This is a genomic window from Marinoscillum sp. (assembly GCF_040222955.1).
Taxonomy (GTDB): domain Bacteria; phylum Bacteroidota; class Bacteroidia; order Cytophagales; family Cyclobacteriaceae; genus Marinoscillum.
In genome coordinates, this window is the sequence record NZ_JAVKCA010000007.1 from 615,570 (window position 1) to 634,242 (window position 18,673).

Annotated in this window: 3 protein-coding genes; all 3 read right to left on the reverse strand. The window is 44.3% G+C overall.

From position 1 onward, the window contains the following. Positions 1–37: 37 nt before the first annotated feature. Positions 38–6,562, reverse strand: coding sequence for a cadherin domain-containing protein (locus tag RIH33_RS04825; protein WP_406652568.1), 6,525 nt, complete (start codon positions 6,560–6,562; stop codon positions 38–40). A 97-nt stretch (positions 6,563–6,659) separates the two neighbouring features. Continuing rightward, positions 6,660–7,739 (reverse strand): TIGR03032 family protein, encoded by a 1,080-nt coding sequence (locus RIH33_RS04830; RefSeq protein WP_406652569.1) that lies wholly within the window; start codon positions 7,737–7,739, stop codon positions 6,660–6,662. A 206-nt stretch (positions 7,740–7,945) separates the two neighbouring features. Then, on the reverse strand, positions 7,946–18,589 hold the full coding sequence (locus RIH33_RS04835; RefSeq protein ID WP_406652570.1) for an FG-GAP-like repeat-containing protein: 10,644 nt from the start codon (positions 18,587–18,589) through the stop codon (positions 7,946–7,948). Positions 18,590–18,673 lie beyond the last annotated feature (84 nt).

Below are 18,673 nucleotides of genomic sequence, written 5' to 3' on the forward strand. Positions count from 1 at the left end.
CAGAGCTTTCGGGACCGATATTTCATGATAAATGGCTTTATTTTTTGCCCACCTTGACTTGTTGTCTGAAAGTACCCGCCTCATCCGTGAATACCACAAAATAAACGCCACTTGAATAAGTCGTTAAATCTATCTCCGTACTTTGAGCACCCAGTTTCGGATCCAGGGTCTGCTCGAAAAGCTTCACACCGGATACATCCAAAACTTCCATTTTAAGGTCTCTGAGTTTTCTATACACGAAAAATTCAGCGCTCAGCACCCCGGCTGTAGGGTTAGGGTACAGCTGAAGGTCCTTCAAATAAGGCTTCATGGTATAAAGTACTTCGGTGGCTTCCACGACAATACCATTTTCGGTAATGGTGGCGGTCAACTGAAATTTCTGATTTTCCTTATCCCCACCGATGATAAACTCAATGTCCGAATTAGGATCCATCGGTACACCTGGATATTGAATATTCAACAAGTACTTACCTTCAGGAATCCCTTCAAAATTGAATACCCCTTCATCATCAGACTCTACATAGGCATACAACTCGTAGATATCCTCTTCTGTCCTTCCGGCTCTTACAAAGCGTCTCATCGAACAACCGGCACGCTTTACCTTTCGTCGGGAATCTATGCGTTCATCCTCTTCCCCTATGATGTCCTCAAAATCAGACTCAAGGGTTCCGACGAAATCAGCTCCTCCAGGTGTAGGCGTCTTTTCATCGTAAAATACCATCTGAATATCTATTCCTTCCGCTTCTTCATAGAGGAAGAGCGTATCTGCTTCATCCCAATCGGTGGTACTCACATAGTAGGTCTGCAATACATCCGGAAAGACCGTTCGGTTAGGCTTGACCAGAAGAATAAAATCACCCAAAACCACATCCTGAATCACATAGGTACCATCTGCTGCCAGAGAAGCACTGTCTGTGATCTGGAATGGCCCGTCAAAAATCCTGAATATATCCACTTGACCATTGTTCAGTACGGCTCCCTGCGAATTCGCAAATACCTTCCCAAACACATCCGTGGCTGCCCACACCGAAAAACGCCGCGTATTCAATGTCAATTGGGGAAGCAATGGGTTTTTGATTTCAAGTGAATAACGACCCATGCTATTGATATCTATAGCATTGATCATGTAAGTCATGGAATTGGCTCCAGGGATGCTAACATCCTCCAGGTACCACTGATAACTATTGCCGGCATTCGTTTTTACCTCTGCGATTGACACCTGGTAATCATCTCCGGCCGGAATGGTATCATGTCTGACCTCCCCATAGCGTTTCTGAGGTGCATACGTATAGGTGGTTAAACTGGTATTCTTTAATAGATCCGTGATTCCCAACCGGTTCTCGGAAAGGTTGAGTGATGGATTGCCAGATGAAGAGACATTGGGGAAGCCATTAATTTCATTCCCACTCAAATCAATTACAGTTAATCCTGTCAAATCAGCAAATGATTCAGGAACACTACCTGCAATGTTATTATTAGGCAACCTCAGACCTGTGACTCTGCCACCGGTCACCTCAATTCCTGACCAACTTGCGGATACGGCGTTGGCACTGCTCCAGTTGGCATTGGCTGTCCAGTTAGCTCCATTCGTGGCTGCGAAAAACTCCAGCAATGCTGTTTTATCACGTTCCAAAGTGGTTACCCTCACGGAAACTTCGGTTCCTGCGGATAGCTCACCATCGGACACATTAATTTCCAGACTGAAATCAGGATTAACGTCAAAATCTATGGCGGATGAATTGCTGACTGTCAAATTACCCGTGCTCGGGTTAATGGCAAAAGCATTGCTCACATTACCATCCACGATGGTATAAGTCAACTCATCCTCATCAGGATCGGTTGCTTTGATCACCCCCAGGGAAGCACCATTCTCAGTGCCCTGCTCGATCCTAAATACCTGATCTTCCTCTATCACCGGAGTTTCATTGATGTCAATGATACTCACCGTCAGGATGGCTGTAGTGGTTTCAGACTGATTGGTGGCTTCCACCGTGAAGGACATTTCTGGAGTCTCCTCAAAATTGAAGGCCGATGCGTCATTGACCACCAGCTCATTTCCATTGGTAATAGATACCACACCATTTTCATTCCCGGCAGTTATCGTAATTTCCAAAGGAAGTTCCATAGGATCTGTGGCCTCAATCACCCCAATGAGTGCTCCTTCTTCCGGGTTTTCCGGGATTTGAAAAGTTTGATCAGCAATCATCGGCGCGGTAGACTCATTCAAGTCATTGATGTTAATGGTCACATTAGCTTTTGCATCAAACTCACCATCTGACACCTGTACTTCTATAGAGATGCTTTCCTGCAATTCAAAATCAAACTGCACACTATCTGCTATTGTTAAAACGCCGGTCTCGGTATTTATCAAGACTGATCCATCATCTCCCGAAGAGATGGTATAGGTAAGCCCGTCACCCTCCGGATCACCAGCCAATACAGTACCTATTACCGAACCATTTGGTGAATTTTCATCAATGAAAAAACTCTGTTCCGATATTTCAGGAGTCTCGTTGAGGTCATTCAAATTGATGGTGGCAGTAGAAGTTACAGTTAATACTCCATCAGAAGCTTCTATGCTGAAGACAAACTGCTGGATGGATTCAAAATCCAGTTGTGAGCTATCTGCCACCGAAAAGGCTCCATTTTCACCATCAAAGCTAAAAGCCATGCTCTCATTTCCTGAAATGAGGGTAAAGGTAACGGCATCTTCTTCCGGATCAGTAGCCAACAATGTTCCTGCGGAGATACCGTTGGCAATATTTTCATTGATAGAAAACACCTGATCTTCGAAAACAGGAGCTTCATTGACATCATTCAGGTCAACCGTCACCGATTGGACAGATGAATTGTTCAAATCAGCCACCCCAACCTGCAATACAAACTGGGTCGCTGACTCATAGTCAAATGCAGCAGAATCATTTACTGAAAGTGCGCCACTAGAAGGATCCAGGGCAAATGCTCCACTTTCATTCCCTGATACTATCTGGAAAGAAATATCATCTCCCTCAGGGTCTGTAGCCACAAGAGTACCGACAAGCGTACCGATTGCCACGTTTTCATCAATGGAGAAGCTGTAAGGCTCCATAGCAGGTGCCTCATTTACATCATTAATATCTATGGTCACTGTGCTCGTGACACTATTGACACCATCAGATACCTGTACGGCCAGAACATATTGTGTGATTGCCTCAAAATCCAATTGAGCAGAATCCAATACACTAATGACCCCTGATTCGGGATCAATGGCAAAAGCACCCGATTCATTACCTGTGTCAATATTATAGGCCAAAATACTGTCATCAGGGTCGGTGGCTTCTATAGTACCCACTACAGTACCATTAGGGGTATTTTCGTCTACTGTGAATGTGTAATCCAGTACTTCGGGAGCCTCATTAAAGTCACTCACATCAATGGTGATGATGCCCGAAACGGTGGAAGTACCATCGAATACTTCAACGGTAAGAAGATACTGTGGCGTGACAGCAAAGTCCAACTGAGTGGAGTCTAATACTGAAATCACTCCCGAGTTGGAACCAATCTCAAACGCACCACCTTCGTTTCCTGAAGAAATAGTAAACAAAAGCGTTCCTTCCTCCGGGTCAACAGCGACCACAGTGCCAACCACCGCAGAGTTTGATGCATTTTCAGCAACAGTAAAGCTCTGATCAGTCACTACCGGTGCTTCATCGATATCAGCCAGATTAACCGTAACAGTGTTTGAAGAGGTATTATAACCATCCGACACCTCTACTTCCAGACTAAATAGTGTGGTAGTCTCATAGTCAAGGACCGCAGAATCCAGAACTGTTAACTCTCCACCAGCACTCATGGATAATGCTCCACTTTCGTTTCCAGAGGAAATGCTAAAAGTAACAGGTTTCCCTTCAGGGTCGGAAGCCAATACTGTGCCCACTACCGATCCATTGAGACTATTTTCGTTAATGGTAAAGGTCTGAGCCAAAATCACAGGGGCCAGATTAGGCAATTGATTGATAAGTAGTCTTACCCGCCCTTTTTCCGGTCCTTCGGTCACGAACAAATCTATGTCTCCGTCTCCATCCACATCGCCCACGGAGATACGATGTGATGCATAAGGAGCCGGCATCACTTCCACAAAGCCACTGCCGGTATTCTCCATAAAAGTATCACCGTACTCCAGGCTTGCAAAAACAATATCCTGATCGCCATCATTATCAAAATCAGCAAAATGAGCGTCTGAAATCTCTGCCTTATTAGTCAATATAACATCCTGAGTCACCCAGGAAAAAGCCAGGGTATCAGATCCATTATAGGCAATTCTCTGTTCATAAGAACCAGGTGAATTAAAGGCAATCAGTAATTCATAATCTCCATCACCATCAAAATCAGCGGTATCCAGAGAAATCACATAGGTTCCTCCATCAGCAGCGTCTTGTTGCTGAGTGAACAAAGTAGCATCTCCATTCGTGTTCTCAAAAACGCTCACACCGGAATACCCTGTACCGATCACCACATCATTGACACCATTTTTGTCCACATCAAAGATCAGAATGCTCTCAACTTCAGAGTTGGCAACTGAGGTCTCGGAAATAGTGGTTGGAGAAAAATTACCACTCACAAAATCATGTATCTCCAGGTACTTGGTCGAGAAAGTCTTCTGGTTCACAATTGCCAATTCCAACTCAGGATCCGCATCCAGGTTAGCCAGAGCCATGACATTAATCTCAAAGGAGTATTGCGAAACGGCAACTTCTACCGGAGCCAATGACGAAAACTTTCCATTGGAAAATTCAAATGGATAGACCGATGTATAATAATTCTCATCCCCTAAATGGGCCTCTCCGGCAAACACCAAATCCAGGTCTCCATCATTGTCAAAATCACCGATGGCCACCAAAGGAGAAGCAAACCCCAGGGAATCTGAAAGGTTTTGTGAAAGGGTGAAATTACCCACCCCATCGTTTACCAAAAACTGCCCCATTTCGTTACCAATGGCATCCAGGTCTCCATCTCCATCCACGTCCATCAATTCAAAATCATATGCCCAAATGGGCTGAACAAGGTGATTGGTGACTACATTAAAGATGCCACTTTGTACATCAAACTGAAAAGCCTCAAAGTCATTGGTTGCGATCAGATCATCGTCGCCATCATTGTCGAAATCTCCGGCCACAAAATCATCAAAAGTGCCCACATTGGCATTGAGTGTAGCCAATGAAGTGGTGAAGGAGTTTGTGCCAAAATCAAATACCTCTGTGATTTGCGAATAGGGACTGAAAATCTCTGTGCTCTTAACCAGTAGCTCCAAATCGGCATCATCATCAAAATTGGCCACCGAAAACCCGTTGAGTTCACCATTAACCACCACGTCATTTATAGGCCCAAACAATCCAGAACCGTCATTTAAGCTGACACCCACCCGATCATTATTAGGGTGATCAATATTAAGACCGACGATGACATCCAAGTCACCGTCATTGTCTACATCGGCTACTTTAATATCGTGAAAAAACTTCCCCGAGTACCAAACCTCCAAATTTACATCAAACCTGGTGACAACCGAAGAACCAAACCCGCCTGCACCATCATTCAAAAACACCTCAAAGGCCTCATAATAAGAGGCACTGTTATAATTCACGGCGAAATCACCATTAGGCATGGTCAGAATATCCATGTCGCCATCCCCATCAAAATCCCCAAGACGTACCACATCAGAATACGAAGAATAGGCCTGGTAATAAAGTGATTTTGGGAGAGGTGTTCTGGTAAACCCGGTTCCATCATTGACCAAAAACTCATATCTAAATGACCCGGAGCCATACCATATGGCTGTTAACACATCCAGATCACCATCAACGTCCATATTACCGGTCTGTAGCGTGCGTATGTACTTGGGGTCGTCAAAAATGATTGAATCTCCCTGAAAGTTGCCAGCACCATCGTTCTCCAGAAAGCGAATGCGTGAACTGGAGTATCCCATGATATCTTCCAGAATTAACAAGTCAAAATCACCATCCGAATCCACAGTATCTGCTACTGCAGCCCGAAACCTCGCATCGGCCGCCGGAGTGAAATGAAACCTTTCGAAATTAGCAGAGCCGTCATTTACATAGAGCCCATGCTCGTTATAACCAAATCCCACAAAATCAACGTCCCCATCGTTATCAAAATCGGCTGCCACCTTCTCCTTCAGTACCAAACCATCTCCAAGGTAAGGACCTGCGCTCAGATCGGAAGCTGTATCCCCCTGCACCATCATGTTGGGTGCCATCTGGTACTCCACCAGATCATTTCTCCTGTGATACCATGAATTGTAGTCCGTATAGGAACCCCTGGCTTTTGATTTAAAGGAAGCTGCTGTGGTAATGATCCCAAGGGTAGCTGCCAGTGCCCAATGGCGTAGACTGAGACTGGAATGGATTCCCAGTTGCCGTTCCAACTTGCGTAAACGATCCACTAGCTGATGGGCTGATCGGTCAGAAGAGGCTTGGGCTGACTTTAGTTTTTTTAGAAATCTGCTTTTCAGTTTTTGATAGGCGGATTTCTTACGGTTTTGAAGACAATTGGCGAGTGATTTCAAAATAGTTATATTTTTACTAAGAATAATCCTAAAATTGGTGGAAATTTACACATAATTAAGCATTAATACAATGACGAGAAGGGCATTCAGATAATCTTCATGATTTGTTATCATCCGCCTCTGTCCAGAATACCTGGTCGGATGTGACAATGGTCTGCTGATGCACCCCTTTGTCCATGTTCAGCACATTAGGCCTAAGGGTGTTCCGCAAGGCCTTTACCTCAAAGAGTTCTTCAACGGTGTTATTATAGACGATAAAGCCCACCTGCTGACCAGATGGAATATAAATGATGCTAATCCCACAATGAACTGACTCTTTGGCAATGGGCGCTTCCTTGAACAGAGAACTGCCCTGACGGAGCCGGGACATGGCCACAAAGAGATAATCTCCTACTCTGTCCATCCCTCTTAAAAAACCATTCAACTTAGTCAAGACATCATACTTCCCGGTTTCAGGATTCACTTTTACCACTTCACCGGTAGCTGACAAGAGCATAAACAAACCATCCGAATACAATCTTGGACTATGTGGAACAGGAAGGTTGTTGCCAATGATTTCATTACTGTCTACATCCATCAGGATGCCGGAGGTAAGCATTCCATCCTTCCAACCTCGAGGGGTATTCGTTGCTCCCAGTGCGGTCACGTATTTTGGTTGTTCATTTTTTAGTGCCATCCCATTGAGGTGGCACCTGTCCTCAGGCATTAACTCGGAGATAAAATGCGGCTTCCAAATAGGGGTGAAACTGAACTCATCGCTATTCTCCATGAGACAACAAAAGAGGGTATTAACAGCAATCAGCTTTTCCTTTGCCCAGCTCAGGTCATGGATATCCAGTGTGCCGGTATTGTAGCTAACCCGTGGTACATAAAGTGCATCATAAGTGTTAGGATTGGGCTTGTAATTCGCTGCAAGTCCTGGTGCATTAGAAGTTACCAACAATTGATCCCGGGTAGCGATGGCCCACTTATTACCACTAATGGCCATTCCCATGGGGCGATTAAAGTTTCTTGGCAACTGTACCAGACTATCCTGGTCTTTTGGTGAGAAAATAATCACTTTGCCGGTTTGATAGGTACTAATGGCCAAAGAGCACTTCAGCGCTTGCAAAAGTTCCGGGACATTAGGGCTAAAACGGTAACTAAATGGAGGTGGTACATTAGGCGATTCTTCCATGGCGCCAAGATAAAAAAAACCGCCCCGATTACTATCGGGGTGGAAGTTAAAATTGCAACCTAAAATGTAAATCAGCTGCAAAACGGTTATTTATTAACTTTCTTCACCCGCTGACGAAAGGTTCCGGCAGCATCTGTGAATACCCCGGATTTAAAAAAAACGCCCTCTCAGATACTGAGAGGGCGTTTTTTTAACCAGTTGGAAAACTACTTCTTACCAATCTTCACTTGCTGCCGGAACGTTCCAGCTTCATCAGTAAACACTATGAAGTATACGCCTGTAGGATAGGTAGTTAAATCAACCCTGGTATTTTGAGCACCCATTTTAGGGTTAAGCTCCTGTTCCCAAAGCTTCACGCCTTTCACATCCACTACTTCTAACTTCAGATCGTTAAGCTTTCGGTATACGAGGAAGTCAGCCGTAAGTATGTTTTCGGTAGGGTTTGGATACAGCTTGACATTTTTGATATATGGCTTGAGGGAATACAGGACTTCTGTAGCCTCCACCTCAATTCCGTTTTCAGTAATCACGGCTGTAAGGGTAAACAACTGATTCTCCTTATCTCCACCCACTATGAACTCAATGTCAGAACTTGGATCCATCGGAACTCCGGGGTATTCGATGTTGAGCAGGTATTTACCTTCTTCCACACCTTCGAAATTGAACCTACCCTCGTCGTCCGATTCAACGTAAGCATAGAGCTCATAAATATCCTCCTGAATACCTCTTCCGCTCCTGACAAACCTACGCATCGAACAGGCGGCCCTTTTCACCTTTCGTCGTGCATTCACCCTGGAGCCTTCTTCGTCCACTATCCCTTCATCCTCTATATCGGTAAACAACTCCCCTACGAAATCTGCGCCGGTTTCCTTCACGTCAGGTTCCTGATAAAAGATCATCTGGATGTCAACACCCTCGATCCGCTCTCTTACTTCTATTGTGGTGGCATCACGATAAAGCTCAGCCTGCTCGTAATAAGTAGGGATGGTGTTTGGGAAGATGCTTCGAACAGGTCTGGCCAAGGCAATGAAATCTCCCAAAACCACGTTACTAAACCCATATAAACCGGTGGCATCTACCTCAGTAGTATCCTCAGCCACAAATGGTCCTGCCGGGGTTCTTCTGTAGATAATCACCTGGCCATCAGTAAGCAAAGTATTGCTATTGTCAGCAAAGACAGTCCCAAAGATGTCTGTGCTCGCCATGATGTTCTTATTTCTACTGGTGATAGTCAAATCAGGCACCTGAGGATGAGTCACCTCCACTCTGTAAGTACCCATTTTGCTATAGTCAATACTCTCAATTTGAAGAACCCTTGAATTGGCTCCCGTAATATTGGCCACATCATTATTATAGGGTTGTCCCGGGATATAAGCTCCGAACTTCCATTGGTATTGAAGACCAGTTCCGCTCATCTGGATGCCCAACTGTAGGTTTTCTCCTGCCTGAATGGTGTCATAGACTGTCTCATCATACCTTCGCTGAGGAACATAATTGAATGTGGCTGTGCTCGTAAGACCCAGGTTTGGAATGATGTCTTTGAATGCCAGTCGATTGTTACTAATATCTACTGAAGTAATGGAAGGCCACTTGGAGATGTTTTGGAAAGACCTTAAGTAGTTGCCTTTCAGGTCCAAAGTAACGAGACCGCTCAAGTCAGCAAAAGATGCCGGCACACTGCCCTCCAGGATTCTGCTTTGATCTCCATCCGTCAGGTCTGTATCAATCTCAGCGGGCAAAGACAGGGCAGTAACCCTATTATCCTCCACAGTCACTCCCTCCCAACTGCTGGTCAGATCTCCTGTCCATGTTGTAAGATTGAATTTAAAAGCCCCCTGATCAACAGCGTCTTTGAAGGCCAGTAATGCTCTTCGGTCCCTCTCCAGCGAAGATAGCTTCAGGTTAAATGGCCGGGTTACCAACTTCACATCAGGGAAACTCTCATTAGTAATTTCCAGGATATATTCACCTTCGTTGGGGGTATCCGGACTCGCAATCAGCACCGAACTCTCGAAAACATCTACACCAGTACTGGATTCGAGCACCTCGCCGTTGAACTTCCATGTATAGGTATTAGAAGCACCTCCAATTTCGAAGAATATCTCAATTCCCACCCCAACATTGTGAAGGGAGTCTACACGGGCAAAAAGAGAATCCTGTGGGTTAACCAGTAGTCTTCCACCCTGAATCAGACTCGCATTCAACTCAAACCCTTCGAAATCAAGGGAGTTATTCCTTACAAAAATGGTATCAGCAGAATTTGAAGCAAAATCCGGAAGGGCGGTAAACCTGTTCTTGTCCGCATTGAGATAGTAAATGGTGTCCAACTCAGCCAGAGGACTCAATGAACCGGAAAACAGGTTATTGCTGATGTCAATGTACTGGATACCAGTGAGCGCAGACAAGCTAGCAGGTAGATCACCCGAAAACTCATTGTTCTGAACTTTCAACTGCAACAACTCACTAAGACCACCCAATGAAGCAGGAAGTGACTCTGTGAAATGGTTGTCGTTCACATAAAGTACCTGCAAACTCGCCATCCCTCCAAGCCCTTCAGGAAGAGGGCCTTCAAAGTCATTGTTATCCAGGCGCAATACCTGCAAATTGGTCAACGTGCCTATGGTTTCCGGCACGAAACCAATAAACCCATTGTTGTGGATTTCAAACTGTCTCAGTTCTGATAAGCTACCTAAAGTAGCAGGCAGTTCACCCAGGAAATTATTATTATACAAATCCAGATTTTGAAGGTTTACCAATGATCCTACAGAAGCTGGTATCGTTCCTTGCAGTTGATTGTCATTTAAGGAAAGATTGTACAGGGTAGTCATGTTACCCAGTGCCTCCGGGATTTTTCCTGTCAGTTGATTCCCGCTAAGATCCAGCACCTCCAATGAGGTAAGGTTGGTAATCTCTGTAGGAATGGCACCGACCAGATTATTATCATTCAGAATCAGTGAAACCAGTCTCCCATTATCATCAAAATTAGCTCCTTCCCATGCCAGTGGCGATCCTTCCAGCCAACCTTCACGCTTAATCCAATTGGCACCTGCAGTAGCATTATAGAGTGCCACCAGGGCCGTAGAATCATCCTCATTCACTGTAGGCCCTGATGCAACAGGAACCTCTACCATAGTCATGAACTTATTAGGCGTCACATTCAGTGCGTAAGTGGTTAACCCAGATGGCCAATCCACAGCTATACTATCGATCACAGTGGCCGTACCTACTCCGAATTCTGTGCGCAAACTATTGCCACTGCTAATTCCATTCTGTGAAGTCACAGCCTGAACCTGCCAGGCATTGTTGGCCTTCACCCTTACGCGACCACCAATACCGGACCTGTTGGATTCAATCCCCTTTAGTTTTACACTGATCCAGTTATTGGTTTTCACATTATTCACGTAAATGAAGTTGTGACCATTGAAATCCTGATTCGGCAAGAAGATATCCAGTGCGCCATCACCATTTATATCGGCCAGAGAAATGTGCGAAAATAAGTTGGTTTCTGGAAATGCCTGCTCATCTACGTCCACCAGATCAAAGGTGAGATTACCGGCATTATAGAGGATATAAGCCCTGTCTTCTATGGTCCAGACCAGATCCTGCCAACCGTCATTGTTCATGTCGCCACTGGTGTAGCCTCTTCCAAATCGAACATTGTCATTACCATCATAGTCATTGGATATCGCGGTAATGTGCAAAAACTCAAAATCACCGTTTTGATCATTGAGGTATAAACCAAGAGCTTCTACATTCCGGTCTCCAGTCATCAAATCAAGGAAACCATCATTATTGAAATCTGCCCACGTGTAGCCACGCCCTCTGACAAAATCATTAGAAATGGTGTTCTCTACGTAGGACAACTGACCAGTACCATCGTTGACAAAGAACATGTTCTGTTGATCTCCTGTAAAATAGATGTCCTGATCTCCATCATTATCAAAATCGACATTACTTACCGTCCAGATAAGGATGGGTAATTCAGGGAGCAAACCATCCTGAGACTCCAATGTCGCGGATAGAGTCAGTGCTCCGGCGCCATCATTGGTGAACACAAAACCTGCAGAAGTAACAAGATCCAGGTTTCCGTCATTGTCCAGGTCCACCCAGGCACCTGCTTCTGATCTGTAATCCAATGTGGCTGTTGCTACAGCGGTGTTGGTTTTTACAAAACTCTTACTTCCTGTGTTCCTGTAGATACGGTCGCCCTCTCCATTGAAAGGCACAAAGAGATCTGTAAAGCCATCATTATCGTAGTCTCCCCATGAGGACGATCTTGTAAATCCAATTTCTGTAGTGGCTATGGTCCCAATGATCTTCTTGAAGGTGCCATTTCCAGTATTTTCATACAAGAAGTTAGCTGCCAGATCGAAAGCATTGGTGACATAAAGATCGTCATCTCCGTCTCCATCAAAATCTGCCCATGCCCCACCATAACTTGTTCTGGTAATGTCTTCGGTCACCGCGTTGGAAACAGGCTCAAATAACGCCGCCTTGTGAATGATGTTCGCTTCCTCAGAAGGGTATGAGATGAGGTTACCCGCCTTAGCTATAACCCTGTAGTAATAGTGTCTCCCATCGAGCGTATTAACATCTGCATATTTTTGCTGGTTGATTACTGTATCAACATTCACAAAATTAGTAGCGTCCCCTTCTGATCTCTGAACGATAAACTCGTTAGAACCATCTGATGTATCCCAGGTAAGGCCAATTGACGAACTGCTTATCAAATAAGCCGTGACATTTTCAGGCTCATACAATTCATACAACTCGTTTTCTGGAGCATCGCCAATCACATAGAATTTAGATATTACATGAAAGTTAAATCCGAAATCTTTCCATTCCAGGTAGAGCGTGTCATTTTCATATGTAGCATTGACTTCAGGTATTTGCCCATATTGTGAATAACCAACCACATTGTCACACTTCTCTCTGAAAAATCCAAGTTCTTCATGGTAACCCCAGAATTGATCGTACCAGCCAGCTGAAATGTCTGATACATTGAAGGAGCCATAGCTCCAGGACTCATAAATGAACACAGAATCTCTGGTACTCGTGATTCCTTCATAGTCACCTAACCCTGTGCTTATTCCTGCCCAAACCTTATCCAAAGGAATGACAGGCTCGCAATTTCCTGTCTTGAGAACATTAGAGTATCCACTTTCTGCTCCGAATGCAGTATATCCTGCCTTTGCTCTGTAATGGTATGTGCCCGGTGAAACTTCATCGTAATACCAACCGGTATAGCCGATTGTATCAATCACATCAAAATTCACCCCGTCAGTGCCTCGCTCCAGCACGATGTAGTCCGCAAAACCAGGATTAATCACCTCTACATAAAGATAATCTCTGCCTATTTCAGTATAAAAATCACTTAGAACCGGAGGATCTATCTCATCAGATCCGGTATCACCAATTTCTATTGCATCCACAGAGCCATTGGTCACGGCAAAATCTATCTGATTCACAGCAAAACTCGTTTTCGGAAATTTCAGCTGATTTTCATATCCGTAAATCTCACGATATACAGGTACTTCAATTTTCTCACCTCCGGCACCATAAAGCGTCATTGTGGTAACATTCAGTTCACCGCCAGGAGAATGCAATCGGACATAATTGATCGCAATAGCGCTATCAGTGTAATACATTTTGAGGGTGTCCAGATCGGGTTCAATGGCATTGTGCCACCAGCTATCATATAGCCACCATTCCCATCCATCACCATCCATAATAGGTGGCGTATCCGGTGTTCCCACGCCTCCTAAGTCAGATCCCAAACTGCTAATGTCAATAGGAATGGCCGACATTGAGGACGCAAATCTCTTTTTGAAAGGATCTACAACTAACTGGGTTGAGAGAAACCGATAGTCACCATTTTTATAGCCAGAATTTCTAACCACAGCCATGTACTTGGTCTGATCCCATTCAGAATCAATGGTAAAGGTGTAGGTGGAATCAGTTCCTGTATATCCAAACTCGTCATAAAAGGGCTCATAGTCACCCTTTCTAGCCCTATACCAGTAAAACTCGTCATTGGGATCCTGACGTTCAGCATGAAGTGTGACTGTACCACCAACGGTAGCATCACCTGTGAAATAAATCTCTCGTGTGCTTTCCTGAGGTGCATAAGAATAATCTGAATATACAGCATTACCAGATCCCCTCGCGAGATCTTCATAGTCAAACTGGTTATATTCAAAGTTCACGTGATAGGCATACATCAAAGCCGTATCCAACCCAGAAGGGAGATCCGTCAGGTGGTTTCTGTCTAATCCAAGAGCACCCCACTGAACCTGATTAAAACTCTCAGGCACGGCTCCGGTTAGTCGATTATTATCTAAGAACAACTCATAAACATTAGGGATCTGACCTATTTCTGAAGGAATACTTCCAGACAGGAAGTTTCCGGAAAATCCAATAAAGCCCAACTGAGAGGCGTTGCCAATTTCTGAAGGAATACTTCCAGTAAGTCGGTTATTTCCCAAATCAATAAACCCAAGATTGGGCAATGAGAAAATTTCAACTGGGATACCTCCCTCGAGGTTTCCACCGTAAAGCTGAAGGAAAGTCAGCGCATCCAAACTTCCCAAACCTGTCCCGGATATGGTGCCTTCCAATCCATAAAGGCTCAGTCCTTGTACACGCCCACCGTAGGCCTCTACACCATACCATGTCTCCACCGGACCCTCGAGCCAGTTATACAGTTGATCAGATGAATTGCTAATCGCATTATAAAAAGAAACCAAAGCCGTAGAATCGGCCGCCAGCACTGTCTCCACCACCTGTACATCAACTGGTGTATTGTAAAGCTGCAATCCCACGAGTGGCGAGATTACATCATGGTATAGATAGGCTTCGTAGTACCCATCTGAATTTGGATTAGTCACCGAATCTATTGTGAATGTAGAACCCGACCCCACATAGGATCCATTCTGATACCAATCAATATAAGTGATGCTGTCAGCCGAAATATCCACTGTGAGGTTAAGAGACTCTCCCACAGACAGCTGAACATACTCAGAGGAAACCGGTAAGCTCTGCTGATAACCAACATCAAACTGCTGATTGTTTTCAAAATATGGGATTAACGGGATGAGATCTGCAAAATCCAGACGGTTGTTATACCCGATCAAGGTTTCCAATAAGCCGGCATTTTCCAATACCGAAATATCATCTATATCATTGTTTTGGAAGTAGATATACTTCAATTGATCCACTTTCATATCTGCAGGAAGTCCACCTGTGATTGAATTATTCCCAATGTTAAGGTATTCCAGACTCACGCCAGATAGCTCAGTCGGGACTTCTGTTAGCTGCATATAAGCTAGTGTCAGTCTCTTCAGTTGGCTGAACTCCCAGATCACAGCAGGCAATCCCGCTGAAAAGTCTCCACCACTCATATTGAGACTCTCCAAATTGGTCAGGGCTGATAAACTTGACGGTAATGTAGTCAGTGCTAATGGGCTGTTATACAGGTATAATGATGTCAGGCTGGTAACCCCGGCAATATTTTCCAATCCACCGGTAAAAGGTGTCCCGGATATATTCAAATAAGCCAATTTAGACAGGGACGACATTGATGCAGGAATATCACCCCTTATCTTTGGCATATTACTTAGCCACAAAGCTTCAAGCTCTGTTAATGATCCTATTTCATCAGGAATAGTTCCCCTGAATCCAGCACCAGCCATTTCAAGGGTTTTAAGTTTCGTGAGGCTGAAAAGCTCTGCAGGAATTTTAGTTTCATAATTATTGCCTCCAATCCAAAGCGTATCCAAATTGGTCAGAAGGCCAATGGAGGGGGAAATTTTATCAATGCCTGTGATATCTAAATCCAGATAATGAAGATTCGTGAGTGTGTATAACTCTCCGGGGATAGATCTCAAGCCAGGGTTATAATACAAACTCAACCACTCAAGTGCATCCAGATCTCCTATAGAAGGAGGTAGCCCACGCTGCAGGTTTTTATCATACAAATCCAACTTGGTCACTCTGCCATCTTTCAAAAAAACTCCTTCCCACATGGCTACTGGTGCTTTCAGCCAGTTATTGGCATTGTACCAATCTCTTCCGCGGGTGGCTTTATAGATATCCACCAGGGCAAGAGAATCACTTTCTGTAACCGGTGCGGAAATCCAGTAGGTTCGATCGCCGCTGTATAAGTGGAGACCGGTCTGGTTAGTAACGGAATCATTATAAATTTCACACCAGTAGGTACCTGCTGTGGAGTTGCTCAGACTAGGAATCACCAGCACAGAAGTATCTCCCGCATCCAGCCATTCACCGTTGAAGTACCACTGGTAGTGATTTGTGCTTCCACCAATGGTAGCATCGATTAATACTTCAGTCCCTTCAGATACGATCTCAAAGGTAGGCTCAGGGGTATACTGAGGTTCCAAATTAAAGCTTGCATAGGTTTGCATCAATGGCTCAAAGTCGTCAAACTCAAAGTAATTGTTGTAGCCCCAAAATCCATACATAGAGGATAGTCCGCTTAAATCAGGAAGACTGGTCAGTTGGTTATTATCTATCCAGAGTTCCTGCATATACATCAGGTTATTCATTGAAGCAGGCACTGCCCCAACGAAACCATTTCTCGAAATACTGAAGATGGTCAGCTCAGTCCAGCTCCCTATCGCAGATGGTAACACTCCATCAAAGAGGTTATCATCTAACACGATTTGGCTCATATGAATCAGGCTGGAATATGAATCAGGAATGGTACCAGTGAACTGATTTCTGTAAGCATAAAAGTTAATTAACGCGGTATCTGCACTTAACTCTTCGGGTAAGTTTCCGGCTATCTCGTTGAATTCGATATAAAGGGAGTTCAGGTTGGGGAAATTACCAATGCCTGAAGAAAGTGCAGTGATTCCATTGTGAGCTAACCTCAAATAGGACAAAGATTCTGTTCCGGTGGTCACGGGGAACTCACCTGTAATCTGATTAGAGGAAAGGTCTATTTCAATAATGGCCGGTAACTCGAAAAGTTCGGCAGGAAGTGAACCACTCAGCTGATTATTATCCGCCCACAGGTAATTCAAATTCGTTAGTGAGCCTATTTCGGCTGGAATGCTACCACTGATTTGGTTAGACCCAATGGAAAGCTGATAAAGATTTGATAACCCTGAGACACCATCCAGGGTACCTGTGAGTTGATTATTATAAATAACCAATGATTGCAAAGTGCTTAACCCAAAGAAATCAGAAATATCATTGGACAGGAAATTACTCCAAAGACCAAGGTGTTCCAGCTTGGTCAAATTGCCGATACTGCTAGGAATGAAAGTAAGTTGATTGTCGTTGGCATATAAATATCTCAGCGAATCCAGGTTTCCAATGGATTCTGGAAGATCCGTGAGTTGATTGTCTGCCAAGCCCAATTCCCAGAGAAGTGATAAATTACCTATCTCCGTGGGAATCGAAGTAATTTGATTACTACCTAAGGCCAAGATTTTTAGCAAGGATAAGTTCCAAACAGAAGCAGGGAGACTCTGAAGATTGTTTCCCCATAAATATAGGTACTCCAGATTTGTAAGGTTGCCCACACTTCCTGAAAGGGCACTAATCTGATGTCCTCCCAAATCCAAGCTATAAAGGTTCAGAAGCGTCCATAGGCTTGCGGGTAAATCTGTAATCCCGTCTGTGATAAAATTACCATAATCGTCATAGGTTCTATTCCAAAGCGAAATATTGCCAAGATCAGTGAGGTTACCTATACTACCAGGTACTGAGGTTATGAAATTACCCCCAAGGTCAAGGTTATCCAATCTGGTAAGGTTACCCACTTCTTCCGGTATGTCACCTGTGATCATGTTGTACCCCAGACTGAGATAGAACAAGGAATCCAAATCACCTATAGAAGTGGGTAAAATTCCCGACAAATTATTATCATATAAGTTCAATCCTGTCACATACACCACTGTCTTAAAAGTGGAACTTGTATCGCCTACCTCTTCATATTCGTAACTACTCCAATCGACACCCACCCAGGTATTCACCGGGCCAGACAGCCAGTTGGAATTGTCATACCAAAAATCACCATTCATGGCGTAGTAAAAATCCACCAAAGCCAATGAATCGGAAGTAACCGTAGAGTCAGCCTGAAAGCCAATTCGCTCGGCTTGTCGTGAGTTCCGCACAGTAGCCCTTTGCCGGGACCTTTCTTTTGACTGCTGCTTCAATTCTTCTATTCGCTCTTCTGGCGTGACCTCATAAGATTTAGAGCTGCCAGAAAGCGACTGGTACCATGAGTCATCTTTGGTATTGGTTGGTTTAATCTCAGCAGCTTTAGTATTTCGCACTGAGGTACGCTCATTGGCCGACCCAAAACCATTTTCAATCAGTCTTTTCTGATCCTCTATATTTTTCTGATGAATGGAAAGTTTGAGGGCTTTAAGGTCTGCATCTTCCAAAAATTCATCATTTACTTCCTCAAGGTCCTCTTCAGATCTCGGAGCCACACGCTCAAATGAAGGCTGGCCAACATCCTGCATGGGTCTTTGCTTTTTCTGGTTGAACTCCCTAATGAAACGTTCCAGTGCCAACTCCCGGTATTCAAGAGACTTACTGGCATTTTCACTGATCACTCTCTCCTCAATCTTCTGAGCAGAAGTCTTCTCCTGAGTATCAGGGGTAGGCTGGGCCACAGTAGGCTGAGCCACATTCGTGCCATTCACAGACGGTTTAGCCAGGTCAGTCCTGTGCTCCTTCGTCTTTTTGCTCAGCTCTTCCTGATAGGTGGAGATTTCAGCCTCAGTAGCTCTCCTGATTTCCTGGGCACCCAGTACAAAAACATTAACAAAAAGGGATAAAACTACAAACGATGCGGTGATTATTTTGGTCATCATAGAATTGGCTTCTTGGGTAGAATTCTTAATAAAGTACTAAGTACCTTAAAAATAATTATAATAACAACCCCCAAAACTGGGTAT